This window comes from Kitasatospora sp. NPDC088861 (assembly GCF_044750105.1).
GTDB lineage: Bacteria > Actinomycetota > Actinomycetes > Streptomycetales > Streptomycetaceae > Kitasatospora.
Map to the genome: position 1 here is coordinate 32,580 of NZ_JBIVJF010000009.1, position 26,897 is coordinate 59,476.

Here is a 26,897-nt window from a genome sequence, read left to right on the forward strand (position 1 = left end):
GCAGCGTGTCGGAAGGAGACAACTGATCGCCTTGGAGACCGAACTGCTCGCCGAGCTCCGCGCCGTCAAGCAGCGCGTCCCGCACCTCGCGGGTGGCCTGGTGGCCAGCGTGGACGGCCTGTTGGTCGCGCACGACACCCACGGGGCGGAACCCTCCGGCCTGGCCGCGATGACGGCGGCCTCGCTGTCGCTGGCCCAGCGGCTCGCCGACACCACCGGCCAGGGCGAGTTCCGCGAGTCGCTGGTGCGCGGCGAGCACGGCTACGTCGCCACCTACGCGGCCGGGGGCAGTTGCGTGCTGGCGCTGCTGGCGCACCCGGACGTCAATGTCGGCCGGCTGCACCTGGAGGCCCGCCGCTCGGCCCAGCGGATCGCCGGGCTGCTCAGCGACAGCCTCCTGCCCAAGGACCCCCGCGACCCGGCCTGACCGGTCTGAGCGGTCAGGCCCCCGGCCCGACCGCACCTACCACCCCAGCACACCACCACCGAAAGGGAGTTACCCAGATGACCGACGCAGCCGGCGCGCTCAAGCAGGCCATGACCAGCATCGAGGGCGCCATCGGCGCGGCACTCGTGGACTACAACAGCGGCATGGCGCTCGCCACCCTCGACGGCCCCGGCGGGCTGGACCTCAACGTGGCCGCGGCGGGGAACACGGACGTGGTTCGCGCCAAGATGCGCACCATGGACATGCTCGGCCTACAGGACGGGATCGAGGACATCCTGATCACCCTCAGCAGCCAGTACCACCTGATCCGGCCGCTCGCCGGCCGCACCGGCAAGGGCCTCTTCCTCTACCTGGCGCTGGACAAGGCGCGGGCCAACCTGGCGATGGCCCGCCACCAGCTCACCAGGATCGAGGCCGACCTGGAGGTCTGACAGGCCGGACAGCTTGGACAGGCGGACAGGCCGGAGAGTCCGACCGGACGACGCGTCGGCCCGGCGTCGGCTCAGGCCGCGCCGGGCGCCGTCCACCGGACCTCGCCGCCCGGCAGCCCCGTGCACATCGCCCCCTCCGCGGTCTCCACGCTCCACGGCGCGAGCTGCGCGTGCGGCGGGACGGACAGCGCGCCGCCCTCCGCGAAGGCCAGCTCCAGGCCGCCGGCGAGGGTGATCTCGGCGGTGTCGACGGTCCGGCCGACGAGCGCGAGCAGGGTGCCGGTCGGGCGGATGGTCAGCGCCGGAAAGTAGTGCTCGACCTCCGCCGGGGCGGTGAAGGAGGGCGCGGCGAGGCGGAACTCGTGCGCCACCCGGACGGTCACCGGCCCGTCGAGGGTGAGGTCCAGCCGGTCGCCGCCGCTGACCGACGCCACTCGCCGGCCGGCCAGCGCCTCCGTGATCCCGTGCTGCGTGATCCCGTTCTGCATGGCCCCAGTGTGACCCACCCGACCCGGCCCTGTCCGCCCTGCCCGACAGCCCCGTCCGACCAGCCGGTCCGACCAACCCACCCGGCCGGTCCCCCCCCGACTCGCCCTCCTGAACCCTCCTGAACCCTCCTGAACCCTCCTGAGCTCGCCCGGCCCGCCCGCCGCTACCCGGCGGTGCGTCCGCGCACCAGCTCGGCCGGCCCGCCCGCCCCCTCCCGCGCGGCCAGCGCGGCGGCTGTCCGGGCCCAGGACGGGCCGGTCAGCAGCGCCCGTGCCTCGGCGGGGCCGCAGAGCCGCCACTCCACCAGCTCCTCCTCCGGCAGCGCGATCGAACCGAGCATCCGCTCCGTCACCGTGCCCCCGTCGAACACGGACACCAGCACGGCGGTGTCCCGCCCGGTCGCCGGGTCGGCCTCCGGGTCGGCGGCCGACCCGGGCTGCCAGTCCAGCGCCAGCAGCCGCCCCGGTTCGACCTCCCAGCCGAGTTCCTCGCGGATCTCGCGCCGGACGGCCGCCCGGGGCAGTTCCCGGTCCGCCTCGATCCCGCCGCCCGGCAGCGTCCAGTACGGCACCCGGCCGCGCGGCCCGTCCCACGGCCGCAGCCGGACCAGCAGGACCCGCCCGGCGTCGTCGGTGAACAGGGCCCGGGCTTTGGCCCGGATCCGCGGGCGGGTGGCGATGTAGGTGGCCCGGTCCATCGGCGGCTCGTACCCGGGCCCCGCCGCCGGCCCGCCGGGGGCGGGGCCCAGGGCGGTGACCCCGGCCAGCCCGGTGTACGCGGGCGGCGGTTCGTCCGCCGGCAGGTGGTCGAGGGTGTGCCCCACGGGCCTGCTGTCCTCCAGCTCCAGCGGACCGGCCGACCGCGGCGCCCGCAGGCAGGCCGTGACCCGGCGGGACAGCAGGGGCGGCAGCGCGTGGCCCGCCTGGTCCGGGGTCAGCCAGGCCCAGCCGCCGACCTCCGCCGCGTCCGGCCGGATCGCCGCGGCCTGTTCGGCGGTGAGTGGCTGCGCCCAGTACAGGTACGCGGCGATCGGCGGCCGGAAGTGGTCGAGCGTCCAGTCGACGCAGGCCAGCGGCCCCAGCCGGGGCGTGAACCCGAGTTCCTCCACCACCTCGCGCAGCGCGGTCTCCCGTGGGGACCGGTCCTGCGGCTCCCACCCGCCGCCCGGGATCGCCACCGGATGCTTCCGGTCGTACGGCAACCGCACCACCAGCACCCGCCCCCGCCCGTCCGGGAACAGCACCCCCGCCGCCGCCAGCAACTCCCGCCCGCTCCCGGATGACGCGTCCACCGCTGCTCCCTCCGTCAGGCCCGGTTCGAAGGCCGTGTCCCCCCGACGACTCGGCGGACCCCTTTCATGGTTCCCCCCACGAGCCGTCCTAGCCGAGCCCTCGCCGCCTCACCCCAGTGACGCGAGGGCCTGCGCCGCCGCGCGGGCCATCTGCTCGTCGTGCCGCCCGTTGGACCCGCGCAGCCGGGCGATGCCTTCGGCCGCCGCCAGGGCGAGCAGTCCGGGCAGCAGGTCGGTGCTGCGGGCGGCCACCCAGCGGGTGCCCTGGGTGGCCATCCACCACAGGTCGGCGGCCCGGCCGGGTGGGGCCTCGGCGGGGGTGTCGACGGGCGGCGGGCCGAGGGGGTGGCCGGCGGCGGCGAGCAGCTCGTGGAACCCGCGGGCGATCAGGTGGTGGCCCTCGGCGCTGGGGTGCAGCCGGTCGACACTGAGCAGCCGACGCTGCGCGCACCAGGGCAGCTCGGCGATGTGCAGGTGCACCGCCCGGTGCCGGGCGGCGAGGGCGTGCACGACGGTGTTGACGGCCTGCATCCGCCGCGCCAGCGGTCGGGCCAGCGGCGCGGGCAGGCGGAGCAGGGTGCCCGGATCGGGCAGGCAGGCGGTCAGCAGGACGGCGCCGTGGCTGGAGAGTTCGCCCAGGGTGGCGTCCAGATCCAGGGTGGTGCGCCGGATGTCGAAGCCCGCCCGCAGGGTGTCGTTGCCGCCGACCACCACGGCCGCGAACCGCGGCCGTAGCGCCAACGCGGAAGGGAGTTGACGATTCGTCAGGTCGGTGGTCAGGGCGCCGCTGCACGCCAGGTTGGTGAACTCGACGCCGCCCTCGGGTGCCAGCGACCGGGCCAGGACGGCGGCCCAGCCGCGCCATCCCTCACCGACCGGGTCCCCGACCCCTTCGGTCAGCGAGTCCCCGAGCGCGACGAACCGCACCGGCCCGCCGGTGACCGGCCGGCCGTCCGCGGACCGGTCACGCCCGGTGCCGAGCACGCTCATCCCAACCCTCCTCCACCGCGCCGGGGTTCCGCACGCCGTGGGCCGCGAGGAACGCGGCCACCGCGGCCGGCCAGCCGTACCGCTCGGCCCGGGCCCGGGCGCCGGCCCGCCGCGCCTGCTCCGGGCGCGCCAGCAACTCCCGTACCGCCGCGGCGAATCCGGCGCCGGTGTCGGCGGCGGCCACCCCGGCCAGGCCGATCAGCCCGGGCAGCGCGGAGGAGCGGCTGACCGCCACCGGTGTCCCGCAGGCCAGCGCCTCCAGCGCGGCGAGCCCGAAGGTCTCCACCGGCCCGGGCGCGAGCACCACGTCCGCGCAGCCCAGCAGCCGGGCCAGTTCCTCCCGCCGGCCCAGGTGCCCGAGGAGGCGCACCGGCAGCCGCAGCCGCTCCGCCCGGGCCGCCAGCCGGTCCCGCAGCGGTCCGGTCCCGGCCACCACCAGGACGGCCGGCAGCCCCCGGGCCCGCAGTGCGGCCAGCGCCTCGACCGCCCGCTCGGGCCGCTTCTCGGCCGAGAGCCGGGAGCAGAGCACCAGCAGCACGTCGTCCGGCCCGCAGTACCGCGCCCGCTCCCGGGCCCGCGCGGCCGGCGGCAGCGGGCGCATCGCGTCCAGGTCCACGCCGAGCGGGGCCCGGGCCAGGTTGGGCGCGCCGATCCGCCGGAACTCCGCCGCCGCCCAGTCGGTGGTGCAGAGCACCGCGTCGTACGTACGGGCCGTCGCCGCGTTGAGCCGGTCGGCGGCCGCGTCGGCGAGCGGGCGGGGCAGCCCCCAGGTGCGCAGCACCCCGACGGCGCTCTCGTGCGACACCATCACCGAGCGGACGCCGTGCCGCCGGGCCCAACTGCCGGTCCAGCGCAGCGTGGTGCGGTCGGACACCTCCAGCCGGTCGGGTTTCAGCCGGGTCAGTTCGGCGGCCACCGCCCGCCGGTCGGTGAGCACCCGGTAGCCGCCGCTGGCCGGCAGCACCGGCCCGGGCAGGGTGACCACCAGGCCCTGCTCGCCCTCCTCCTCGCTGCGCCGCTCCCCGGGCACGATCAGCACCGGCCGGTGCCCGGCGGCCAGATAGCCGGCACCGAGGTGGCGCAGCGCGGTGCGCAGGCCCCCGGAGACCGGGGTGACGAAGTTCGCGAGCCGCACGATGGTCAGCGGTTCGCGGTCGGCGGTGTCCGTCATGCCGGCAGCTCCTCCGCGACGGCGACCGGCTCGACGACCGCCGGGGGAGCGGAAGGGGGAGCCACCGGTGTGCCGCGGTGCTCGGCGAGGACCTCCGCGTAGTGCCGCAGCAGCAGGTCGCCGACCGCCTCCCAGGTCCGCGCGGTCACCTCGGCCCGTCCGGCGCGCCCGTACGCGGCCCGCCGCCCGGGGTCGGCGGCCAGTTCCGCCACCGCCCGGGCCACCGCGGCGCCGTCCCGGGGCGGCACCAGCAGGCCCGTCCGGTGGTGCGCGACCAGGTCCAGCGGGCCGCCGGCGGCCGGGCCGATCACCGGCACGCCGCTCGCCATCGCCTCCTGGATGGTCTGGCAGAAGGTCTCCAGCGGGCCGGTGTGCACGAACACGTCCAGGGTCGCGAAACAGCGGGCCAGTTCCTCGCCGGTCCGGCGGCCGAGGAACACCGCGCCGGGCATCGAGGCCCGCAGCCCGGGCCCGGACGGCCCGTCCCCGATCACCACCACCCGCACCCCGGGCAGGGCCGACGCGGCGGCCAGCAGGTCGACCCGCTTCTCGGGCGCCAGCCGCCCGACGTACCCGACCAGCACCTCCCCGCCCGGGGCGAGCGCCCGGTGCAGCGCCTCGTCCCGGTGCCGGGGGTGGAACCGCGCCGAGTCCACCCCGCGCGGCCACAGCTGCACCCTGGGTACTCCGTGCGCGGTGAGGTCCTGGGCGGCGGGGGTGGACGGCGCCAGCGTCCGGGCCGCGGCCCGGTGCACGGCCCGGATCCGCCGCCAGGCGGCCGCCTCCCCGAGGCCCCGCCCGGCCCGGTAGGCGTGCGCGTACCCGGCGAGGTCGGTCTGGTAGACGGCCACGGCGGGGACGCCGAGGCGGGCCGCGACCTGCACCCCGCGCGCGCCGAGCACGAACGGGCTGGCCAGGTGCACGATGTCCGGCCGGTGCCCGGCGACGGCGGCCGCCAGCTGCCGGCTCGGCAGCGCGATCCGCACCTGCGGGTACCCGGGCAGCGGCACCGACGGAATGCGCACCACCGGCAGCTCCACCGCTTCGGAGCCGCCGAAGGTGTGCGGCGGGCACGCGGCGCCCCGCGCGGGTGCGGGGGTGGCGACGAGTGGCTGGTGGCCCCGGCGGACCAGATGCTCGGCCGTCCGCAGCACGCTGTGGGCGACTCCGTTGACCTCGGGCGGAAAGGATTCGGTGACGATGACGACGCGCATGTCGGTGTTCTGTCCGCGCCCGGCGTGCACCCGGCCAAAGGGATCTGTCGTAGAAGCGAACGCGGGTCGGCGATTTGCATCGCCGACCCGCTCCCGCACCGCGCCGCCTCAGTGCGACCCGGCCGCCTCCTTGAGCTCCGCGTACGGCGCGAGCTTGCGGAGCGACTCGATGCTCCTGAGGCACTCGTCCTTGCTCTCGTGCGGGTCCCCGGTGACGATGACCGTCCCGTTGCTCGCCTTGAGCCGGAAGCGGTGCATCCCGCTCTCGTCCTTGTACAGCTCGAATTTCCCGGCCATGCCAGTGACAGCCTTTCGCTCGATGGCCCCCTGGCACCGCACCGTAGGGCCAAATCCTCTGTGATGCTCGCTAGTTGACCCAGTCTGGTGGCGACCATTCGAGTTACGGAGTCACGGAGAGTGAAGTGTGGCGCCGTGGTCATCAGGCGAGTTGATCACTGCGCGCTCAACGCAGCTGACCGTCCTCACCGTTTACCCGGCGCCCCGGTTCAAGGTGGCGCGCAGGGACCCAAGCAGGCTGAGGGCCTGCGCGCTGGAACTGCCGGGCTCCGCCTGGTAGACGATCAGTTGCTGGCCGGGAGCGTCGCGCACGTCGAAGGCCTGGTAGGTGAGGGTCAGTGGGCCGACGTCCGGGTGGAGGAGGTGCTTGGCCTCCTGGGTCTTGCCGCGCACCGCGTGGGCGTTCCACAGACGGGTGAAGTCCGTGCTGTGACCGGTGAGGGTGCGGACGAGCTCCCGCAGCCGGGGGCTGTCCGGGTCGAGCCCGGCGGCCTGCCGCAGGTGGCCCACGACGGCCTGGGCCGTGTGGCCCCACCGTTCGTGGAACTGCCGGCCCGCCGGGTCGAGGAAGGCCATCCGGGCGAGGTTGTCCATCCGCTCGAAGGGTGAGTGCAGGGCCTCGGCCAGGGCATTGGCCGCCAGGACGTCCAAAGTCCGGTTGATGACGAACGCCGGGGCGGCCGGGTAGCCGTCCAGCAACTGGCGCAGGGCGGGGCCGACCCGGTCCGTGGTGTGGGCGAACCGGCTGCTCGGCACCGTCCCCGCCAGCTGGTGCAGGTGCGCGTGCCCATCCGAGTCAAGCCGCAGGGCGCGGTCGAGCGCGTCGAGGACCTGGGCCGATGGGTGGCGTTCTCGCCCCTGTTCCAGGCGGGTGTAGTAGTCCGCGTTCACCCCGGCCAGGACGGCGACCTCCTCCCGGCGCAGTCCGGCGACCCTGCGTACCCCGTGGCTCGCCACGCCGGCGTCCTGCGGCAGCAGGGCCGCACGGCGTGCGCGCAGGAACTCTCCCAGGTGGTTGTCGGTCACGCCCTCACCCTAGGCCGCGCCGGCGGTGCCTTGCCTGGGTGCACCGCACCCAGGCAAGGCACGTCCTGGCCGGTCACCCGCGTCCCGCCCAGACTCGGTCGGGCGGAACGGATCCGCATCCATCGACGAAGGGAGTCCGTCCTTGACGGGCAGCACCGAGGAGGGCCGAGCCGACGTGGTCGGCTTGTGGGTGACGGCGGACGGTCACATCCGTCAGGAACTACGGGCGGACGGTCGATACGACGAGGCCCGCGGCCACCGCCGCAGCGCCTACACGGGCCGCTACACGGTCACCGGCCATCACATCGACTACGTCGACGACACCGGGTTCACCGCCACGGGTGACATCCGAGACGGAGTCCTCCACCACGAACACCTCGTGCTCCACCGGGAGGAGAAGCAGGCATGACGCAGACACCCAAGGTCGTACTGGTCACCGGAGCGAGCAGCGGGATCGGCGAGGCCACCGCGCGCAGCCTCGCCGCCGACGGCCACCGCCTGTTCCTCGGCGCGCGGCGCACCGACCGCCTCGACGCGCTCACCGGCGAGCTCACCGCCGCAGGCGGCACCGCGGCGTTCCGGCGTCTCGACGTCACGGACGCCGCCGACGTCCAGGCCTTCGTGTCCGCCGCCCGTGAGCGCTACGGCCGGGTCGACGTCCTGGTCAACAACGCCGGAGTCATGCCGCTCTCGCCCCTGGAGGCCCTGAGGACGGACGAGTGGGACCGCATGATCGACGTGAACCTGCGGGGAGTCCTGCACGGCATCGCCGCCGCACTGCCCGTGATGCGGGCCCAGGGCGGCGGGCACTTCGTGAACATCGCGTCCGTCGGCGCGTACGAGGTCTCTCCCACCGCCGCCGTCTACTGCGCCACCAAGTTCGCCGTCCGCGCGATCTCCGAAGGGCTGCGCCAGGAGTCCGCCGGAGACATCCGGGTCACCCTCGTCTCTCCAGGCGTGACCGAGTCCGAACTCGCCGAAGGCATCTCCGACCCCACCGCCAGGGAGGCCATGAGGGCGTACCGCGCAGTGGCACTGCCCGCCTCCGCCGTCGCGGAGGCCATCGCCTACGCCGTGTCCCAGCCCCGGCAGGTCGACGTCAACGAACTCGTCGTCCGCCCCGCGGCGAGCGCCCAGTGACCGCCCACGGCTTCCCGTCGGTCGCGGTGCCGCGCTCGCCCCCTGATCAGGTGGCCGCCCCCGCCCGGCCGGTGACCGCCGACGCCACCGGTCTCCAGGCGAGCCGGCAGGTCGCTGGACCACGAGGCTCAGGTCGGCCGACGGGGACGATACGACCGACGATGATCTGCTGACGGCCCTGCACGGGTGGTGGCCTCTACAGCTGGAGTTCCGACCGTCCGGTGAAGCCTCTTCGGACAGTGGGATCACCGTTGGTGCGTCGTTCGGCCGTATGCCGGTCGTCGGGGTGACCCCGACGGCATCTGCGGATGCCGGCGAGAACTTACGAAGCAGATGTCGGCGGTTCGAAAGCGTCCGCACCCACCCCGTGAACAGCTGAAACGCGTACTGCGGCCCAGGTCAGGAGCGTGATCCCGACCCGGGCCGCAGTCGTTCCGGCAGCCTCGCGACAGTCTCGTACATCCTCGATGCAGTCTCGCCGGACGGATCCGGCGCCTGGATCTCGCCCGAATGGCCGACGAGGGCTGGGGTGCGGGCGGCTGGGCGTGGTGGCCCGGGCGTGCTCCTTGCGGAAGCCTCGTTTCACCGGCGGACCGGGGTGGTGCCGTTCATGCCGAAGCGAGCGGAGCACTGCTCGCCGGACCGGTTGTTCGCGTTCCAGACGCAGATCCACATCGTGTAGCCGATGTCTGGGACGAAGCTCGTCTTCGCGGCGCCCCAGGAGGCGCGGAAGGTGTACGTGATGCCGTCGCTGCGGGCGAGCTCGGCGACGCAGGTTTGGGCCAGGGAGGTGTTGAGCACGCCCGCGAGCGAGCCGGAGCCGTTGTCGTCCAGCCAGGCGGAACAGGCGGCGTCGGGGCCGAGCCAACTGGTGTCCGCCTCGGAGCCCTTGACCTGTGCCGGGTCGTCGCTGCCGTTGATGCCGCTGATCGGTGACGAGGTGGGGCTGGGGGCAGCCGCTGAGGGTGCGGCGGGGGCCGTGCTCGGTGGGGTGGCCGTGCCAGGTGGGGTGGTCGGGGGCTGGGTAGCGGGTTTGGCGGTGGCGAAGGTCGAGGGCCGCAGGTTCGGGGAGGGTGTCCGCGTGGTGCCGGCCGGGGCGGTTGAAGGCGGGGGAGAGGGTTCGGCGGTGGCGGAGATCGAGGTGCTCGGGCTCGCGGAGGGCCCGGGCGTCGCCCCGGCCAAGGGCTCGACGGCGACCGGCACGCCGCTGGACTCCTGCGCGTTGTGGTGCTGCGGGGAGGTGGACGGGCTGAGGGCGAACACCGCGACCGCGCCGAGGGCGGTCGCCGCGGCGATCGGCAACAGGAACAGGTGCTTGCGCGGGCGGCGAGGTGATGCCAGGGGTGCGGGCCCGACGTCAGGCTTCGGGTCCGTGCTCGTATCCGGTGGCGGGACGGTCTCCAGCTTGCCGACCGGCGTTTCGGCGAAGGCACGTCGAGCGTCGATGCGTGACATGACCTCAGGCGGCCAGGACGGGGGAGGAGCGAGCCGGTGCGTGCGCGCCGCCAGGACGATCTCGTCGGCGGTGGGGCGCGCTCCGGGGTCGGTGGCGAGACAGGGCCCGAGGAGGGCGGCGAGGTCGGCGTCCACGGCGCGCAGCGGCTCCACGTCGCAGGCGGCGCCGGGTGTGCGACCCGAGGCGGCGTAGAGCAGGAGCGCCGCGAGCGAGTAGACGTCCGCGGGCGCTGCCACGTCCTCGTCCCCGGCCTGCTGCTCCGGTGCCGAGAAGCCCTGTGTTCCGTAGCTGCCACCGATCCCGGTGAGCCTCGCCTGGTCCGCGGCGCGCGCGATGCCGAAGTCGATCAGCTTCACGCCGTCGCGTACCAGCATGACGTTGGCGGGCTTGATGTCGCGGTGCGCGATCTCGGACGCGTGTACGGCCCGCAGTTGAGCGGCTGTCTCGGCCAGCAGCAGCCACAGCGCCTCGGCGGGCAGCGGGCCGTGCAGCCGGACCGCCTCGTCCACCGTGAGCCCGGGGACGTACTCGGTGGCGAACCACGGGCGTTCCGGAGTGGCGTCGCTCGCCAGCACCCGCGGTCCGACTCCGAGCGGCACACGGTAGAGGATGCCGACCTCTCGGTCGAAGCGCTCGCTGGGGACCAGCCGCGGCCGGACGAGCTTGACAGCGGCGTAGCCCCTGTCCGAGACCCCGAGGTAGACCTCGCCCATGCCGCCGGTGCCGAGCAGGCCGATGATGCTGAAACGGCCGATCTCCTGCGGATCGCCCGGACCGAGTGGTTCGGCGACCATGCCGTCGATCGCGGCAGCTCGCCGGCTGATCTCGCTCACGGCGGGCAGGCTATCGAGCAAGTCCACTCCGGACAAGCGGAGTTGGCGGTTCCGCAGGCTCGACACGCCGCGTGCCCGCAGGAGGACTGGTCCTCTCGGTGCGCTCATACACTGGCGCGAGCCGAAGCGGAGGTATGTGAGATGGCGTACGAAAACTTCCCACCTCAGATGCTGCCGCCGGGCAGTCCTTCCGGCAGGGTGCCCTCGGCGCCACCGGGGACGATCTTCGTGCTCGGCCCGGAGGGCGGGTACGCCGTGCCGTCGCGCCGGTACACCCTGCTGTTCGGGCGCGACCGCGAGGACGTGCACGTACCGGTCGGTGTCGACGACCCGACCGTCAGCCGTCGGCACGGCGTCTTCACCTGCGCCGGCACCGATGGCGACTGGTGGCTGGTCAACACCGGCAGTCTGCCGATCGAATTGCCCGACGGCGTGCTGATGCTCACCAGCCACAAGCGGATCATCGGGCCCGGGTACACCCCGCTGGTGATCAACTCGTCCAAGCGGCGGTCCCACCTGGTGGAGGTCCGCGTCGTGGACGGGGATGACCTGCACCCCCGTTCCACGAGCGGCGCCGATACCGCGGCCCCCGAGACGGTCTACCTGCTCTCCCTACAGGAGCGGCTGGTGCTCACCGCGCTCGCCCGGCGCTACCTGGAGGGCCAGGACGCCTTCCCGCTCCCGTCGGCCTGGGAGGAGACCGCCCGGCTGGTCAACGCCTCGCCCCACGCGACCAAGTCCTGGACCCACAAGTCGGTCGCCAACACGGTCGAGGACGTGCGCGAACGGCTGCGCCGGCGGGGCGTGCGCGGACTGACGCGCGACGAGGTCGGCGAGCCGGTCGGCTCGACGCTCAGCGTCAACCTGATCAGGGAACTGCTCAAGACGGCGACGCTGAACGCCCAGGACCTGGAGTTGCTGGCCGATCAGGGCTGACGCGTTTCTCGGGCCTCCGTCTCGGGCGCGGCTTCGGCGTTGTGGTTGTAGGTGACGTGCATGGTGCCGTGTTCCACGGCGAAGACGGCTGCCTGGTCCTCGGCCGAGTTCTGCTGGCGCGGTTGGGGCTGCGGCTGCTCGGGGTGATGCTTCGTGTTCGTCACGTGGTTGTTGTCGCCCACGATGAAGGTGCCGGAGACGTCTCCGGCGTGGATGGTGCCGGGGGTGGATTCCGTAGACATGGTCGGCCTTTCCTGGTCGGTCTTGTGGCGGATTACCAGGCGATGCAGTGGATCGCCAGACTCTGCCAGGCCGAGTTGTATGCCGAAGCCTGGCTGGCCGTGTTGTAGCCGGTGGTGAGATCGTTCCGAGCCGCGCGGAACTGGTTCTCCTCCTGCTGGCTAGCGGTCAGAAGGCCCTTGAGGTCGGATACCACGGATCCGTCCCGCGCTTGCGATAGGGCTCCCCGCAACGTGGACTCGCTGGCGCGCAGGTCTTTGAGGATGATGTCGATACGGGATTTCACCGTGCTGTCGTCGGGAACGGTGGAGGTCCGTCGAGAGTTGTACGCGGCTACGGCGTTGTTGTACGAGTCGAAGGCGCTGTGAACGGCGGTCAGGTCGGCGTTGTGCTGCCGGGTCTCTTTTCCCAATTCCGGTACCACCGTTGCGCACACGGGATCGACGGGGTCCGGTGTGACGACGGGGGCAGGGACCGGCGGCTTGGGGGTGTAGACCTTCGGAGACGGGGCCGGCGGGGCGGGAGTGTAGACCGGCGGGGCGGGGGTGTAGACCCTCGGAGGCGGGGCCGGCGAGTAGGTGGGCTGGGCCGGCTTAGCCAGGTTCGACTGGTTCTGGGTGTAGACCATGGTGCCCACGCCGAGTACGGCTGAGGCGCCGACCACGCAGGCGACGGCGAGGGCTGCTCCGCCCTTGGCGGCCGCTGCGCCGGCGGTGGTGACCGCGTGGCCCGTGCTGGACGTGGTGGTGGCGCTCACGGCGTGCGTCGGCTGGGCGGCGGAGTGGTGCGCTCCCGAGAGGTCGATTCGGTGCGGCGCCGCCTGCGAGGGGGAGTGTGCGCCGGCCACATGGCCCCCGGCCGGGGGCTGCGGAGCGGAGTGGGACAGGTCGATCACCTGCGGTGTACCCGGCGGGTGCACGGGCGCCGGAGCGCCGGAGGCGGGGAGGGGGTGGGTGACGGTCGGTGGTTGGACGACCGGGTGGGTGACCGTCGGTGGTTGGACGACCGGGTGGGTGACCGTCGGCGGCTGGACGACCGGGTGGGTGACCGTCGGTGGTTGGACGACCGGGTGGGTGACCGTCGGCGGCTGGACGACCGGCTGGGTGACCGTCGGCGGGCTGACCGCCGGGTGCGTGATCAGTGGGGACTGGCCGACGGCGTGTGCCGTGGTGGCCGGATCGATCGGCGGTACGGCGGTGATCGCCGTCGTGGCGGCCTGGTGGGCCACCGAGTGCGCTTGCAGGGCGGCGAGTTCCTGCCAGAGCACCCCCGCCTCCAGCACCAGGGCCGTCGTCAGTGCCGCCCGGCCGATCGCCTTGCGGCGGGTGCGCGCCTCCCCCAGGAAGAACTCCTCGCCCGCGCGGTCTCCCGCGCTCTTCGCGGCGGCCCAGCCGGCTCCGAGGAGGCTGCCCCACGCGTCGAACTGCCGGGAGAGCGCCAGTTTCGGCGAGGCGGCACGGGCCAACTCCACGCCGAGCTGCGCCTGTCCGCTCCTTTCCGCTCCCAGCACCGCGACGTCCAGGGCCTGGAAGTGGGCCGCGACCTCGTCCGGGGTGGTCTCCCGCGACTCGACCCACGTGGTGAGCGCCCGGCAGAGCGGCGCGGCGGGGAACTGCGTCATCCGGCTCTTGAGCACGCACTCGGCGACGTCCGGCGGACACCCGTAGCCGGTTTCCGAGGCGACCAGCAGGCCGTGCCGCACCAGTTCGCCGGCGAGCGCGTCGCTGTCCGTCCGACCGAGCAGGGCGTCGAGCTGCCGGGCGGCCAACTCGGCGCCCGACAGCGAGCCGAGCAGGTACAGCAGGTCGCGCTCCTCCGGCCGGAGCCTGTTGAGCAGCGCGGGAAGGAGCGCGGGGAGGTCGGCGATGCCCGGCAGGCCCTTGCCGGTCGCGGCCGACAGGGCGATGCGCCGCAGGCGGAGCGGATTGCCGTGCAGGGCGTCGCACAGCGCCGTCACGGTCCGCGCTTCGTCCGGCCGCAGCGCGCGGGCCAGGACCGTCTGCACCAGGACCACCCCTGCCGGGGCCGTCAGTCCGTCGAGTCGGATCGGGTGGACGCCGGTGACCGACGACCGGCGCTGCGAGGTGAAGACGAACGTGGAGTGCTCGGCCAGGTCGAAGAGCCGGTGCAGGTCCTTCTCGTCGAGCCCCGCGTCGTCCAGGTAGATCCGCAGCCGCAGGGTCTTCAGGTGCTCCTTCAGCACCTCCAGTGACGGCTTGTAGTTCGGCGCGTCGAAGCTGATGTCGAAGATCGCCTGCGCGAGGTCGTCGGCCGTCCGTCCGCCGGCTTCGATGTAGGCCGCGCCTTCGGGCCCGCGCGGCAAGGTGCGGGCGAGGTGGCGTAGCAGGGCACTCTTGCCGACCCCGGAGGCGCCCCAGATCTGCACCAACTGGCGTGCTCCGATGGCCTGTTGCAGTGCCTGGAGCTCCCGTTCCCGGCCGATCAGCGGATCGGCGGCGGAACGCGGCAGGTGGGAGATCGGCTGACGCTTGACCGGGTTCGGCGGAGGCCCCGCGTTCACGGTGATGGCCGAACCGTGTCCGGTTGTGATGTTCAGGTTGGTCACGGTGTTCCGGTTGCCGACGATCATCGTTCCGGACACGTCGCCCGCCCGGATGCGCGCGGAGCCGTCCGGAGCACCGTTGTTCTCTGGCATCTGTTTCTCCGGTCCTCTCCAACGCTCGGGTCCCGGCACTCGGTCATGCTGGCGCCGACCCGTCGTCGGAACCCGGCGCTTTTACCTGTTTGGTGAGATCGCCCGCGAACCGGCCGCTTCGGTCGCGGCGGCGATCCGGGCGAGGTGATCCAGGTCGAGGATCGTGATCCTGCGGTAGCCCGTGACGACCGCGCCCGACTCCCGCAGGGCCCGCAGGGCCTTGTGGATCGACGACTCCGCGGCGCCGACCAGCGTGGCCATCTCCGGCTGCGACAGCGGGAGATGGGCTTCCTTGCGGCCGGGGCGCCCGTAGGTGACGGCGAGGTGGTGCAGGATCCTGGCCAGCCGCCCGAGCACGTCGCAACCGGTGAAGTCGACGATCCGGCTGGTCGCCGTGCGCAGCTTGGCGACCACGCTCGCGTTGAGTGCGAGCCCGATGGCGGGGTGCTGCTTCGTGCACGCCAGCAGTTCGGTGGGCAGGATGTAGCGGGCCAGCACCCGGCCGCAGGCGGTCACGGTGCCGATGCGCGGCTGGCCGTCGATCCCGGCGAACTCCCCGACGAGGTCCCCGGCCATCCGTACGGCCAGCAGCGCGTCCCGACCGTCCTGGGCGTGGGCGGTGACCTTCACCGTGCCGCCGATCAGGAGCAGCGAGAAGTCCGAGGTGTCGGCCTCGCGGATGGTGATCTGACCGGCCGGGTAGACCACGCCGTGGCCGAGCCCCAGCAGGACTCGGCGATCGGCCTCGCCGACCCGGCCGAGCAGCCCGGTCGTCGGCCAGTAGGCCCCGGCTCCGCGCATCCGTGTGTTGCTCATCGGTCACTCCTCCTCCTCGTCCGGCCGAAGCCGGACAAGCCGTATTAGTAGCCGGTTTACCCGAGGACCCCTCCTCTACGTTCTGGTTAACCATCGTGTCGGCACCGGGAATTCGGCGCCGACGGCAGATCGATCTTCGAACTGCCGGCCCTCGTCGTGATCGCGGAGGGAATGTGAATCCGAGGTACGAGTACCGAGCTCTGCTGGCGTGCGACATCGCGGGTTCCGCGGGCCGCGGTCAGCAGCGGCTGCAGGAGATCCGCGGCGTGCTGCGGTCCGCGCTGTTCGGCGCCCTCGGCGTCGCGGAGTTGGACCGGCGGGACTTCGCGTACGTGGACACCGGCGACGGCTGCCGGCTCGTCGCCCCGGCCGGGTTGCCCAAGGCCGGACTGCTGGTCCCGCTGCTGCCGGAGCTGGGCTCGCGGATCCGCGAGCACAACCGGCACACCGGTCCGGACGCCCGGCTGCGGGTACGGGCCGCCGCGCACGCGGGGGAGGTCCGGGTCGATCCGGACGGCACCGTCTCCGGCACCCCGTTCGAGGCGCTCGCCCGGCTGCTCGACTCGCCCCCGCTGCGGCATGCGGCCCTGGACGGTCCGGACGGCACCCCGGTGGCCGCGATGCTTTCGCAGCACTACTACGAGGAGACGGTCGGGCACGGCTACGAGGGGCTCGAAGCCGACGCCTTCACCGCGGCCGAGGTCCGGGTCAAGGAGTACGCCGCACGGGCCTGGCTCTGGTACCCGGGCAGCCCGATCGGGCCGCACGGCGGTCCCGGCCCGGAGTCCGGCTCCCGCGAGCGGCCTGCGGAAGCCGAGCCGCGGTCCGTGGAGCAACCCGTCCGAGCCACGGGGAACGGCACGGTCTTCGCCGTCGGCCAAGGTGGCCAGTACATCCACTACAACGAACGGGGCTGAAGCGCCGATGAACCAGGAACTCGCCGAGCTGGCCGCGAGCGGAGCCACCGCTCTGGTGTCCGCGATGGGCACCGATCTGTGGAACGAGGCGAGGCGACTGATGAGCGGCGTCATCGCCCGGGCTCACGGCAGCCGCCGCAGGGAACTGTCCGCCGCGCTGGAGCGGGGGTCGACCGCCACGAGGGGAGCGGTCGACGCCGTGGCCGTGGACTTCTGGACCGAGGCCCTGTTCCAGTTGCTGGACCGGAACCCGGCTCTGGCCCAGGACGTCATAGCTCTGGCGACGCTGCGGACCGAGCAACGGCCGGACGTCGTGGTCCAGGTCAACTCCGCCACCGGTTCCGGCGAGGTGTTCGCGGTGCAGCACGGTGACCAGCACTTCGCCTCCGGGCCGAGGTCCCGCGATCGTGAGGAACGGCCGTGAGCGGGGGCGACGGCCGGCGGGACGGCCTGACGGACGGCTGGGTGCGGGCGGGGCTGCTCGCAGCCGTCGTCATCGGGGCCTGCGCCGAGGTCGGCACGCCGCACCGGCACTACGGCTGGCTGGTGGACGCGTTCGCCCTCGCGGCGGTGGGCGTCGTCGGCGCGGCGGCCGCACTGGGGTCCGAGGCCGCCGCGACGCCCGCCCGGCAGCGGGACCGGCCTGAACGGGGGCCCCGGCCCGACGCGACGGCGCCGGTCTGCCGCTTTGTCGCGGCACCGGCGGTGTCGACGGCCCAGCCCGGCAGGCCCCGGCCGTTCCTGCGCGAGAGGCCGACCGACCTGAGCGTGCCCCGCTTCGGCGAAGGCGCGCGGGCACAGGGCTATCCCTGGCTGCTGCCGGAGCGTACGGTGCAGAACGGCATCGCCGCCGACGAAGCCACGGTCGGTGCCCTCACCATCCGCGCCGCCTCCGTCGTCGGGCCCGGCCACCGCTGCGGCCGGCCCGCCGAGCCGCGACAGGACTCGTACCGGATCGGGCGGAGCCCGGACAGCCGGTACGCGATCGTGGCCGTGGCCGACGGCCTGTCCAGCGCGGCCTGGTCCGACGTCGGGGCCACCGCGGCCTCCAGCCAGGCCGTCACCCTGCTGCGCGAGCAGATCGAGGCGGTCGGCTTCGACCGGCTCGACGTCAAGGCGCTGTACGGGCGGGTCGCGGAATCGATCGCCGCGCACGCGGCCGGACGCGGCGTCGGCACCTCGCACCTGGCGACCGTGCTGATCACCGCGGTGATCGCCGAGCCGGACGCGAACGGCGTGGCGCGGGCATGGGTCGGCTGGCTCGGTGACAGTTCGGCCTGGACACTCGACCCGCGCGTCCCGCTGTGGCGGTTCTCCGCCGGCGAAGCCAAGGACCGCGCGGCCGTGGTGGTCTCGAACGAGGTCGCCGGCCGACTGCCGGACACGCCGCACCTGGCCGTGGACGGTTACGTCACCCTGGCGTCCGGTGCCGCCCTCGCCCTGGTCACGGACGGGATCGGCGACGCGTGGGCGGACCGGGCGGGCAACGTCAACGAGTACTTCGCGAACGCCTGGCGCTCGCCGGTCCCGGCCACCCGGTTCACCGCCGACGTGGGCTTCGATGCACCGCAGTGCCTCGACGACCGCACCGCCGTCGTGGTGTGGAACGGCAGCGGGACATGACCGACTCCGATCCCGTCGCCGGCGACGGCGCCCCGGCGGTGGACCCGCGGGGCTGGGCGTTGCCGAGGACCGTGGGCCTCGGCGATCTCGGACCGCTCGCCGAGCCGATCTCCGAACACAACGGCCAGGCCGTCGCCGTACGGCCGCTGACGGGCCATCCGGGCTGGCTGGCCAAGCTCTACCGGCCCGGCCTCCACCAGGAGGACGGCCGCCGGATCGACCTGCTGATCTCGGCTCCGGACACGCTGCCGGAGGCGGAGCGGGCGACCCTGTACGCCGGGACGTGCTGGCCCGCGGCCCGGATCCGCGAGCCCGGCAACCCGGCCGTCGGGTGCGTGATCCCGATGGCGCCCGAGCAGTACCGTTCCGAGCTGCGGCGCGGCAAGTTCAGCGAGCGCCGGTTCCTGGAGATCGACTGGCTGGCGAAGTCCGACGAGTCGATCCGGGGCGTCGGCCTGCCCTGTCCCGGATTCGAGGGCCGACTGGCTGCCTGCCGTCAACTGACGGCGCTCGCCGCGATCCTGGAGGGCCTGGGCCTGGTCTACTCGGACTGGTCGTTCTCCAACGCCTTCTGGAGCCCGGAGGGGCGTTCCGTCTACCTGATCGACGTCGACGGCTGCCAGCCGAAGAAGATGCCCGACATCCACCAGCCGAACTGGGCCGACCCGCTCACGCCGCCGGGCTCCGACGCGGACCAGTACACCGACCGCTACCGGCTCGCCCTGCTCGTCGCCAAGTGCCTGACCGGCCGGCGCGACGCGAGCACCTTCCACGGCGTCGCCGCGTCCCACTGGCTGAACCAGCCCGCCGTGTCCGAGGTCCTGCTGGACATGCTGCTCGCGACCGACCGGGAGCGACGGCCCGCAGCCGCCCAGTTGAACCAGGCGCTGAACAACGGGCCCTACCTCAGGGCCGTGCCGCGTCCGACACGTACGCCGCTGCCCCAACTGCCCCCGAAGCAGCCGGCGGTGGTGCTTCCGCGGCCCGCGCCGCACGCGATCCCGGAGCCCCCCACCGTCACCGCCACCCGCGTCAGCACGGTCGAGGAGAAGAAGAAGCCCGCGACCGGCCCGTCCGCCAAGTGGATCTGGGTGCTCGCCTTCGTCGTGATCCTGGTCATCATCATCGCCTCCAACCACTAGCTCAGAGGTGCACACAATGTCACTCTGCCTGCCCACCTACGTGGTGATCGACGCCTCCTCGTCGATGAAGCCGCACGAGGCGGTGCTCAACGCGACCCTCTCGCGTCTGCACTACAACCTGGCGACGAATCCGCGCGTCTCGGAGTTCGCCAGGGTCAGCGTGGTCGCCTTCTCCACCGACGTGCACGTGGTGATCCCGATGTCGGACATGGAGCAGGTCCCGAGCATGCCCGAAGTGATCTGCGGCGGGGGCACCGAGTACGGCAAGGCCTTCGACCAGTTGCGGCAGAGCATCGAACAGGACGTGAGCAGCCTGCGGGCGCAGCAGTACAGCGTGCTGCGGCCGGCGATCTTCTTCCTGACCGACGGCGCTCCGACCGACGCGAAGTGGCGGGACTCCTTCCGCGCGCTGGTGGACCGGAACTGGCCGCGCCACCCGCACGTGATCGCCTACGGCTTCGGCGCCGCCAGGCGCGACGTGCTGAAGGAGGTGGCGACCAAGGCGCTGTTCATCGCCGACGGTTCGGACACCGAGTCGGCGCTGAGCGGGGCGATCACCGGCCTGCTCAACACCCTGATCGCCTCCTCGCAAACCGGTCAGATGCACATCGCCACCGACGTCAAGGGCTTCGAGTACGTGCAGGTCGCCCAGGAATACGTGGACTGAGCGTGGACACCGACCCGCGAACCACGGCGCCCCGGGCGCTGCGGGCCTCCGCCGGGCTGTCAGTGCTGGCCGCGGTGCTGCTCGCCTGCGGCGGCGTGGTCGAGGTGGCGGGCCATCTCGGCGGCCCCTCGACGAACGAGGGCGGAGGCGCCTCGTACCCGGCGACGCCGGTGCCGGTACAACCGGCCCCGACCCCTGAGGCCTCCTCGCCCGCCGCGGTGCCGTCGCCGAGTTGCCCGCTCTCGGCCTCACCCACCCAGCTGCCCGAGCCGACGACCACCCCCACCACACCGGCGTCTCCTTCGGAGCATCCTCCAGGGAATGAGGCATCCCGGACGAGGACTCCTGTGACGAGGACTCCTGCGAGGAGGAATGCCGCCCCGTAGCCGCGATACCGGCGGGGCCACCGAGGGGCCGAGCAGCACGGGCAGCACGGGCAGCCGGCGGGCGGGCCGGGGAGTGGGGCGAGGGTGCCGCCGATGGTGGCGCCGTCACCCGAACGCAGTCGCTTCGGGTTCTCGTGGGCCCCGGAGTCGCCCGGAAGGCGGCTGCGGGGCGCCTCCTCAGGGCGGACTCGCCGTGGCGCAGGCGGTGCCGGGGCCTCGTTCCGGTGGTTCCCGCGGGGCTCGACGCGGGGTCTCGCCTCTCGCCGCGCGGGGGTGCGCACCCCCGCCCCGTCGGTCGGCTGCGCCATCCGGGTAGGCGTCGGCGGGCGGGGTCGGCGGCCCGGGCGGGGGTCTTCGGGGAGGGGGCGCGAGGGCCGGGGGCTCGCGCCGACGCCGTCGTCGCGGGGGCCTGCGGTCGACCGGTGGGCGGCGGCGCCCGGTGCGCGGGCGCGGCTGTTTCGAGACGCCGGACGAACGGCACTTGACGGTGGGTCAGTCGCCGAGCCGACCGGGCGGCTCCTCGCCCGACCCGGCTCGTCGGGGGGCCGGTCGGGAGGGCCGGATCCGGCCGCCGGGGCGGGGGTCGGGCGGCCGAGTCCGGGGTCCCTTCGCATGCCGAGGACCGGTCGCGGTTGCGGTCCAGAAGCTGCGAGCGGGGGCGCCAGGCGGATACTGGAGATGTGAGAACGGCTCTGGCAGGCACATCCCTGACGTGCCCGCCGCTTAGGGCTGTCTCACGGCAACGGCAGTCTCTGTCGTGCTCCCCGGGTCCGCGCCGTCGGCGTCGGCCGTGGACGTGCGGCGTGCCAATGCAAGGGAAGAAATGGAGTCGTGATGAGTTACTTCAACCGCAGGGACCGCGGTCGCGGACGTGAACGTGACCGTCGCCGCCGTCGCCACGGCCGCCGTCGTCGGTTTGGCTTCTGGTGACAGATAAGGGCGGTCCGGGCTGTGCTTAACAGCCCGGCATGACACCCATCCCTGGGGCCGGCGGTATCACCGCCGGCCCCTCATCCTGAGTGGGGTTCCTCCATGCACGGTGCGACGCCCATGGGGGGTCCGGAGGACCGGGCAGCCGACCGGGCCATCGACCAGGGGCCGGTGGCGGACTCGCCCGCCATCTCGCTGCGCGAGCTGTTCCGGCGGTTCTGGCCGTGGGTCAGACCGGACTTGCGCTGGCTGCCGCTGAGCGCGGTGCTGCTCGTTCTCGGAGCCTTCGGCGAGGTCGTCTCGGTCTGGATGTTCAAGGACCTGATCGACGAGGTCCTGGTGCCTCGGCACTTCGCCGAGTTCTGGCCGCTCGGCGGCACGATGCTCGCCGCGGCCGCGGCGGCGGCGCTGTTCACCTTCGCGGGCACCTACACCGGCACCTGGATCGCGGAGCGGTACCTGCTCCGGCTCCGTACCGGCACACTGGCCCATCTGCACACCCTGCCGCCCGACACCCTGGAGACCCGCTGGCGCGGCGACCTGGTGGCCCGGATGACCGCCGACATCGCGACGATCGAGCAGATGGTCGCGACCGGCCTGGTCGAGGGCGCGGTGGCCTCGGTCAGCCTGGTGCTGTTCGCCGGCGCGGCGTTCTACCTGAGCTGGCCCCTCACCCTGGCGGCGCTGATCGTCGCGCCGCTGTTCATCCTCACCACCGGTTTCTTCGGGCGCCGCATCCGCATCCGGGAGCGGCAGGTCCAGCGCCGCGCCGGCGGCGTCACCGCGCTGCTGGAGGAGACGCTGCGCAACGTGGTGGTCACCCGCACCTGCGGCCAGGAGGAGCGCGAGGTCGAGCGGGTGCACCGCGAGGGAAAGGCCCTGCTGGACGCCGAGCTCTCCGCCGCCCGGATGTCCGACCTCTACCAGCCCCTCCTCAACGTCCTCCAGATGCTCGCCGGTCTGGTCGTGGTGGGCGTCGGCGCCCTCCAGGTGATCCACGGCGGGCTGAGCCTGGGTGGTCTGCTCGCCTTCGCCGCCTTCATGGCGCAGCTGTTCGAGCCGATCCAGCAACTCGCCGGGCTCGTCCCGCTCGCGGGCGCGGCCTGCGCCTCGGGCGAGCGCCTACTGGAGATCCACGACCTGTCCAGTCCGGTCCGGGAGAGCCCCGCCGCGCGGGACGCCGGCGCGGTCCGCGGCCGGGTCTCCTTCGAGGGTGTCCACGTCGCCTACGCCGGCAGCCACGACGCCCCGGTGCTGTCCGACGTCAGCTTCGACGTCAGTCCCGGCAAGGTCCTGGCCGTCATCGGCCCCAGCGGCAGCGGCAAGTCCACGCTCGCCAAGCTCCTGGTCCGCTTCCTGGACCCGCAGTCCGGTACCGTCCGCCTCGACGGCACCGACATCCAGGACCTGACCATCGCCTCGCTGCGTGCGGCGATCAGCTTCCTGCCCCAGCAGGCGCAGCTCTTCCACGCGACCATCCGGGACAACATCGCCTACGGCAGGCCCGACGCCCCGCAGGGCGACATCGAACGCGCGGCCCGCAGCGCGGGCGCCCACGGCTTCATCACCGCGCTGCCGCAGGGGTACGGCACGGTCATCGGCGACGAGGGCTTCCAGCTCTCCGGCGGGCAGGCCCAGCGCGTCGCCATCGCCCGGGCCTTCCTGCGCGGCGCGCCGGTCCTCGTCCTGGACGAACCCACCACCGGCCTGGACCCGAAGACCGTCCAGCAGCTGATCCCCCCGCTGCGCCGCCTGATGGCGGGCCGCACCACGATCCTGATCACCCACGACCCGGCCTTCCTCCCGCTGGCCGACCACGTCCTCACCCTCCAGCCGCCGGACGCCCCGCGGCCCCGCGCCCGCTTCGCGGAATCGGCCGCCGGGCGCCCGGAGGCCGTCGCGGTGAACGTGTCCGAGGCGCGGCTTCCCGGTGAGCGGGGCCACGGGCCGGGGTGACCTTCGCCCCCACTCGAACGGCCGGGATCCGCAGGCTGCGGATCCCGGCCGTTCGAGTGCGTGCGGTCAGGAAACGACGATGGTGGTCCGCGGGTAGTAGACGAACGGCGGGCAGGCCGAGCCGCGATCCGGGAAGGCGCACCGCCAGATCCAGGTGATGTCGCTCGTCCCGGCGGTGGCCGCGTTGAAGGTCGCGTGCGTGGTGTTGTCGGGGTCGGTGCTGCCCGAGGTCTGCGGCAGCACCGAGGGCGCGGTCGTCGCCGGGACGGAGGACAGCCAGGTGACGGTGCTGTCGCGGTAGGGCGGCAGGTCGATCTGGACCACGTCACCCGGGTGAACCTGCACGGTCTGGCCGTTGGAGGCGGCGCCGAGGACCACGACGTCGTTCAGGGCCGGTCGCGCCGGGGCCGCGGCGGCGGTGGTGACGGTGCCGGCGGTCAGGGCGAGGACGGCGGCGGGGGCTGTCAACAGCCTCAGGATCTTCATGGCACTCCCGGTACTCGAAGGTTCACGGAAACGGAGGTTCGCGCAGAACGGCGGTGCAGGGTGCGGAGGTTCCGGTCTCCCGTCTATCCGGCGCGGGCGGGCCGGCCGATGGCGAGGAGCCGCCCGGGAGGGAAACCTCCGGCCAAGGATGTCCACATCCGCCGCTCCGGGCAAGGTGTGTGACGATCCGTCAGGAGCCCGTCACTCCGAGCCGCCGCGGCCCCGGCCCCGGGCCGTCAGTCCCGGCGGCGGGCCGCCATCCAGACGTAGACCAGGATCCCGGCGAACAGGAACAGCACGCCCTGGTAAACGGCCGCGTAACCGGCGCCGGCCACCAGCCACAGGGAGAAGCCGAAGGCGCCCAGGCCCAGCACCGCGTCCCGGGCGAGCCGGCCCCCGGAGACCTTGTCGGGCATGCCGCGCACCAGCCAGTACAGCTGCGCGGCGGTGGAGAGCAGGTACGGGACGGTCGCGGTGAAGGTGGTGACCAGCACCAGGATGTCGAACGCGCCCTTGGCGCCGGTGGCGAAGTTGAGGATGGTCAGCACCGAGGCCAGCGCGACGCTGGTCACGACGCCGAACACCGGGACGCCGCGCCGCTCCTTGGCGAAGGCGGCCGGGAACAGCCCGTCCTTGGCGGCCGCGTACGGCGCCTGGGCGGCCAGCAGCGTCCAGCCGTTGAGCGCGCCGGTCATCGAGACGAGTGCGGCGACGGCGATGGCCGTGCCGCCCCACGTGCCGCCGAACATGGCGTCCACGGCGTCCGAGAACGGCGCGGTGGAGTGGATCAGCCGGTCGTGGGCGACGGTGCCGAAGACCGCGAGCGTGCCCAGCAGGTAGACCACCGCCGCACCGGCCGTGCCGAGCACGCTGGCCCGCCCGACGTTGCGCTCCGGATCGCGGACCTGGCCGGCGCTCATCGCGGCCGACTCCACGCCCAGGTAGCTGAAGAGCAGGATGGCCGCGGCCGCCGTCATCCCGCCGGCCCAGCCGTGCCCGGTGGCGTCGAAGGGGCCCAGGTTGCGCGCGTCGAAGAAGCCCAGGCCGCCCACCGCGACCAGCAGCAGCGGGATGAACTTGAGGACGGTGGAGACGAGTTGGACGGCGCCGACGTAGCGGGTGCCGGCCAGGTTCGCCAGCGCGGGCAGCCACTGGAAGGCCATCGCGGCGGCGATGCTGAGCCCGATGGAGTGGCCGACGGGCAGCAGCACGTCGAGGTAGCCGACGGCGGCGACCGCGAGCGCGGCGTTGCTGACCCAGGTGGTGATCCAGTACGACCAGGCCGACAGGAACCCGGCGAAGTCCCCGAAGGCCTCCCGGGCGTAGACGTACGGCCCGCCGGTGCGCGGGTTGCGGCGCGCGAGCTGCCCGAAGACGAGCGCGAGTGCGATCGCGCCCACGGTCAGGACGACGAAGGAGACCAGGCTGACCGTCCCGTAGGGGGCCACGGCGGCGGGGATCATGAAGATGCCGCCGCCGATGATGTTGCCCATCACCAGGGCGGTGGCGGTCGGCAGGCCGAAGCGGCCGCCCTTGCGGGGCGTCGCGGTGACCGCTTCCGGGGTCTCCGGCGGGCTCGGTCGGGTCGCCTGCCGGGGTGCGGCCGGGCTGGTCTGCATGAGGGTGGTGCGCCTTTCGTGGTCCTGCGCGTGCTCGGTGGAGCCACCGTTCATGCTCGAACCGGGTGGCGCTCTGTACCAAATCGATGGGATTTGTTCAGTCGGCCTGGCATGTCACCGCAAGACTTGCGGTCCCGCGCCGGTCGGACGGGCACTCGTCCTGCGCCGGTCCGGACCGGCCGTTCGGTGTGCGGCCGGGTGTCCGAGGGCGTTCACCCGGGGGAGGGATGTCGTCACCCGAATGCCTCAGCCGGTTTGCGGCGCGCCGCGGCGCGTGCGCGTTCGTGTGCAAACGTTGGCCCGGCGCTTCCCCCGGTGGGGCGCCGTCCGCCCCGTCCGGTGGCCGCACCGGCCGTTCCGGGAGGCGGATCGAGGACCAGAATCGAACCAGAGGACATCAGATGTCGCTTCGTGGGAAGATCCGCAAGCTCGCCGTGATCGCGGCCGTGGCGGGCGCCGCTGCCTTCGCGGCGCCGGCGCCGGCGATGGCGGCCTGGCACGGGTCGCACTCGTCGACCGGGCAGAGCCTGGAGTCGGGTTCGGCTGGTGTCGGCCTGTTCGGCCCGCACGCCAACTGGCTGAACGTCCACGAGCACACCGAGGACGACTGCATCGGCGACTGCTGACCGACCGGTGAGCCCGGGGGCCGCTGTGGGCCCCCGGGCTCACGGCTGTCCGAGCGGCTGTCCGAGCGGCGGCCCGAGCAGGTCAGGCCGGCCGGGCGGGGGCGGCGGCCCGCTCGCGCAGTTCCTTCAGCACGGCGATGTCCATCGCGTGCCCGGTGCCGTCCCCGCCGTGCTTGCGGTCCGGGGTCTCCACCAGCAGCGGGACACCGGCCGTCTCCGGGTGCTCGAACAGCTCGCGGAACGGTTCCGCGCCGATCATCCCGGCGCCGATGTTGGCGTGCCGGTCCTTGCGCGCGCCGACGACGTCCTCGGAGTCGTTGGCGTGGATCAGCCGCAGCCGGCCCGGCCCGGCCGCCGACGCCAGGGCGTCCAGCGCGGCCGTCACCCCGCCCGGTACGGCCAGGTCGTGCCCGGCGGCGAAGGCGTGGCAGGTGTCCAGGCAGACGCCGACCTTCGGGTGCCCGTCCAGCGCCTCGACGTACTCGGCGAGCTCCTCCAGCCGGGAGCAGAGCGAGCTGCCCTGGCCCGCCGTCGGCTCCAGCAGCAGCCAGGGCGCGTCCTCGCCGAGGGCGTCCAGTTCGTCCAGCAGCGGCCGCACGTCGGCCCGGACCTGTGCCATCGCCTCGGCCCGCCGGGAGCCGCCGCCGGGCGCCGTGCCGACCGCCGACCCGGTGTGCAGGACGACGCCCAGCGCGCCGATCGCGTGGCCGCGGCGCAGCGAGTGCCGCAGCGAGTCGGCCGAGCGCTCGCGGGTGGCCGGGTTGTCCGAGCCGAAATTGATCAGGTACGGGGCGTGCACCCAGGCGGGGAGTGCCTGCTCGGCGCAGGCCGCCCGGAACTCCTCGTCCTGCGCGGGGTTGCCCGGCGGGGTGGCCCAGCCGCGCGGGTTGGCCACGAACACCTGCACGGTCTCGGCGCCGACCCGGCGCGCGTACGCCAGCCCCGTTCCGGCCAGCCCGCGGGCGGCCACCGGAACGTGGGCGCCGACCGGGTTGCGGAGGGTGCCGAGGGGCGCTGCGGGTGCGGTGGTCATGGCCCCGAGGATGTCACGCCGCCGGCCGGCGGTGGCACGCGGCCCGGCCGGCGGTGCCGGGGGCGGTGCCGGGGGCGG

Annotated in this window: 26 protein-coding genes; 12 read left to right on the forward strand and 14 right to left on the reverse strand. The window is 73.6% G+C overall.

Annotated features, from left to right (window positions below):
• The first annotated feature begins 31 nt into the window (after positions 1 to 31).
• Positions 32 to 427, forward strand: a complete 396-nt coding sequence (locus ACIP37_RS17745; RefSeq protein ID WP_350879110.1) for a roadblock/LC7 domain-containing protein — start codon at positions 32 to 34, stop codon at positions 425 to 427.
• A gap of 77 nt (positions 428 to 504) precedes the next feature.
• Positions 505 to 879 (forward strand): hypothetical protein, encoded by a 375-nt coding sequence (locus ACIP37_RS17750; RefSeq protein WP_063350272.1) that lies wholly within the window; start codon positions 505 to 507, stop codon positions 877 to 879.
• A gap of 71 nt (positions 880 to 950) precedes the next feature.
• Here ACIP37_RS17750 and ACIP37_RS17755 read toward each other — a convergent pair whose 3' ends face one another.
• The 7 genes from ACIP37_RS17755 to ACIP37_RS17785 form a co-directional block, all read right to left on the reverse strand.
• Positions 951 to 1,367, reverse strand: coding sequence for a DUF6188 family protein (locus tag ACIP37_RS17755; protein WP_400807664.1), 417 nt, complete (start codon positions 1,365 to 1,367; stop codon positions 951 to 953).
• Between the two features lie 164 nt (positions 1,368 to 1,531).
• Positions 1,532 to 2,659 (reverse strand): NUDIX domain-containing protein, encoded by a 1,128-nt coding sequence (locus ACIP37_RS17760; protein ID WP_400807665.1) that lies wholly within the window; start codon positions 2,657 to 2,659, stop codon positions 1,532 to 1,534.
• 108 nt (positions 2,660 to 2,767) lie between these two features.
• Positions 2,768 to 3,649, reverse strand: a complete 882-nt coding sequence (locus ACIP37_RS17765; RefSeq protein WP_363585966.1) for an SGNH/GDSL hydrolase family protein — start codon at positions 3,647 to 3,649, stop codon at positions 2,768 to 2,770.
• Positions 3,624 to 4,820 carry a glycosyltransferase gene (locus ACIP37_RS17770; protein WP_363585967.1) on the reverse strand — a complete coding sequence of 399 codons (1,197 nt, stop codon included), beginning with the start codon at positions 4,818 to 4,820 and terminating at the stop codon, positions 3,624 to 3,626. Before ACIP37_RS17770 ends, ACIP37_RS17765 begins: the two co-directional genes overlap by 26 nt.
• On the reverse strand, positions 4,817 to 6,034 hold the full coding sequence (locus ACIP37_RS17775) for a glycosyltransferase family 4 protein (RefSeq protein ID WP_400807669.1): 1,218 nt from the start codon (positions 6,032 to 6,034) through the stop codon (positions 4,817 to 4,819). The genes ACIP37_RS17770 and ACIP37_RS17775 overlap by 4 nt, the downstream gene beginning before the upstream one ends.
• Before the next feature lie 108 nt (positions 6,035 to 6,142).
• Positions 6,143 to 6,331, reverse strand: coding sequence for a DUF1508 domain-containing protein (locus ACIP37_RS17780; RefSeq protein ID WP_063350276.1), 189 nt, complete (start codon positions 6,329 to 6,331; stop codon positions 6,143 to 6,145).
• Between the two features lie 192 nt (positions 6,332 to 6,523).
• Positions 6,524 to 7,357 (reverse strand): helix-turn-helix transcriptional regulator, encoded by an 834-nt coding sequence (locus ACIP37_RS17785; RefSeq protein WP_400807671.1) that lies wholly within the window; start codon positions 7,355 to 7,357, stop codon positions 6,524 to 6,526.
• A 142-nt stretch (positions 7,358 to 7,499) separates the two neighbouring features.
• On the opposite strand from ACIP37_RS17785, the gene ACIP37_RS17790 reads away from it, so the two are divergent.
• Complete coding sequence (locus tag ACIP37_RS17790) at positions 7,500 to 7,766, forward strand: Atu4866 domain-containing protein (RefSeq protein ID WP_363585970.1); 267 nt, start codon at positions 7,500 to 7,502, stop codon at positions 7,764 to 7,766.
• A complete protein-coding gene (locus tag ACIP37_RS17795) occupies positions 7,763 to 8,497 on the forward strand; it encodes an SDR family oxidoreductase (protein ID WP_400807674.1) in 735 nt (244 codons plus the stop codon). The genes ACIP37_RS17790 and ACIP37_RS17795 overlap by 4 nt, the downstream gene beginning before the upstream one ends.
• 582 nt (positions 8,498 to 9,079) lie before the next feature.
• Here the strand turns inward: ACIP37_RS17795 and ACIP37_RS17800 are convergent.
• Complete coding sequence (locus ACIP37_RS17800) at positions 9,080 to 10,786, reverse strand: serine/threonine-protein kinase (protein WP_400807677.1); 1,707 nt, start codon at positions 10,784 to 10,786, stop codon at positions 9,080 to 9,082.
• Positions 10,787 to 10,927: 141 nt separating this feature from the next.
• On the opposite strand from ACIP37_RS17800, the gene ACIP37_RS17805 reads away from it, so the two are divergent.
• Complete coding sequence (locus ACIP37_RS17805; RefSeq protein ID WP_363585973.1) at positions 10,928 to 11,722, forward strand: FHA domain-containing protein; 795 nt, start codon at positions 10,928 to 10,930, stop codon at positions 11,720 to 11,722.
• On the opposite strand, the gene ACIP37_RS17810 is transcribed toward ACIP37_RS17805, so the two are convergent.
• The 3 genes from ACIP37_RS17810 to ACIP37_RS17820 all read right to left on the reverse strand — a co-directional run bounded on the left by ACIP37_RS17810 (position 11,713) and on the right by ACIP37_RS17820 (position 15,434).
• Positions 11,713 to 11,964: a hypothetical protein gene (locus tag ACIP37_RS17810; RefSeq protein ID WP_363629476.1), complete on the reverse strand. Its 252-nt coding sequence runs from the start codon at positions 11,962 to 11,964 to the stop codon at positions 11,713 to 11,715. The two genes, ACIP37_RS17805 and ACIP37_RS17810, sit on opposite strands and share 10 nt — an antisense overlap.
• A gap of 32 nt (positions 11,965 to 11,996) precedes the next feature.
• Positions 11,997 to 14,618: a hypothetical protein gene (locus ACIP37_RS17815; RefSeq protein ID WP_400807680.1), complete on the reverse strand. Its 2,622-nt coding sequence runs from the start codon at positions 14,616 to 14,618 to the stop codon at positions 11,997 to 11,999.
• Between the two features lie 81 nt (positions 14,619 to 14,699).
• Complete coding sequence (locus ACIP37_RS17820) at positions 14,700 to 15,434, reverse strand: Crp/Fnr family transcriptional regulator (RefSeq protein WP_400807683.1); 735 nt, start codon at positions 15,432 to 15,434, stop codon at positions 14,700 to 14,702.
• A 173-nt stretch (positions 15,435 to 15,607) separates the two neighbouring features.
• Here ACIP37_RS17820 and ACIP37_RS17825 point away from each other — a divergent pair, with 173 nt between their 5' ends.
• The 6 genes from ACIP37_RS17825 (at position 15,608) to ACIP37_RS17850 (ending at position 23,055) form a co-directional block, all read left to right on the forward strand.
• Positions 15,608 to 16,351, forward strand: coding sequence for a hypothetical protein (locus ACIP37_RS17825; protein WP_400807685.1), 744 nt, complete (start codon positions 15,608 to 15,610; stop codon positions 16,349 to 16,351).
• A 7-nt stretch (positions 16,352 to 16,358) separates the two neighbouring features.
• The gene (locus ACIP37_RS17830; RefSeq protein WP_400807688.1) at positions 16,359 to 16,775 is read left to right on the forward strand and encodes a hypothetical protein; all 417 of its coding nucleotides are present in this window, start codon (positions 16,359 to 16,361) and stop codon (positions 16,773 to 16,775) included.
• A complete protein-coding gene (locus ACIP37_RS17835) occupies positions 16,772 to 17,974 on the forward strand; it encodes a protein phosphatase 2C domain-containing protein (RefSeq protein ID WP_400807690.1) in 1,203 nt (400 codons plus the stop codon). Before ACIP37_RS17830 ends, ACIP37_RS17835 begins: the two co-directional genes overlap by 4 nt.
• Entirely contained in the window at positions 17,971 to 19,116 is a 1,146-nt protein-coding gene (locus ACIP37_RS17840; protein WP_400807692.1) for a hypothetical protein, read from the forward strand. Before ACIP37_RS17835 ends, ACIP37_RS17840 begins: the two co-directional genes overlap by 4 nt.
• A gap of 16 nt (positions 19,117 to 19,132) precedes the next feature.
• Positions 19,133 to 19,783 (forward strand): VWA domain-containing protein, encoded by a 651-nt coding sequence (locus ACIP37_RS17845; protein WP_363585981.1) that lies wholly within the window; start codon positions 19,133 to 19,135, stop codon positions 19,781 to 19,783.
• 1,436 nt (positions 19,784 to 21,219) lie between these two features.
• On the forward strand, positions 21,220 to 23,055 hold the full coding sequence (locus tag ACIP37_RS17850; protein ID WP_363585982.1) for an ABC transporter ATP-binding protein: 1,836 nt from the start codon (positions 21,220 to 21,222) through the stop codon (positions 23,053 to 23,055).
• Positions 23,056 to 23,121: 66 nt separating this feature from the next.
• Here the strand turns inward: ACIP37_RS17850 and ACIP37_RS17855 are convergent, their stop codons facing one another.
• Together ACIP37_RS17855 and ACIP37_RS17860 are read right to left on the reverse strand one after the other, a co-directional pair.
• Positions 23,122 to 23,541: a hypothetical protein gene (locus tag ACIP37_RS17855; protein WP_363585983.1), complete on the reverse strand. Its 420-nt coding sequence runs from the start codon at positions 23,539 to 23,541 to the stop codon at positions 23,122 to 23,124.
• Positions 23,542 to 23,777: 236 nt separating this feature from the next.
• A complete protein-coding gene (locus ACIP37_RS17860; RefSeq protein WP_363586029.1) occupies positions 23,778 to 25,160 on the reverse strand; it encodes an amino acid permease in 1,383 nt (460 codons plus the stop codon).
• 401 nt (positions 25,161 to 25,561) lie between these two features.
• Between ACIP37_RS17860 and ACIP37_RS17865 the strand changes: the two genes are divergently transcribed.
• Positions 25,562 to 25,786, forward strand: coding sequence for a hypothetical protein (locus tag ACIP37_RS17865; protein WP_363585984.1), 225 nt, complete (start codon positions 25,562 to 25,564; stop codon positions 25,784 to 25,786).
• Between the two features lie 82 nt (positions 25,787 to 25,868).
• On the opposite strand, the gene ACIP37_RS17870 is transcribed toward ACIP37_RS17865, so the two are convergent.
• Positions 25,869 to 26,819 (reverse strand): deoxyribonuclease IV, encoded by a 951-nt coding sequence (locus tag ACIP37_RS17870; protein ID WP_363585985.1) that lies wholly within the window; start codon positions 26,817 to 26,819, stop codon positions 25,869 to 25,871.
• Positions 26,820 to 26,897: the final 78 nt, after the last annotated feature.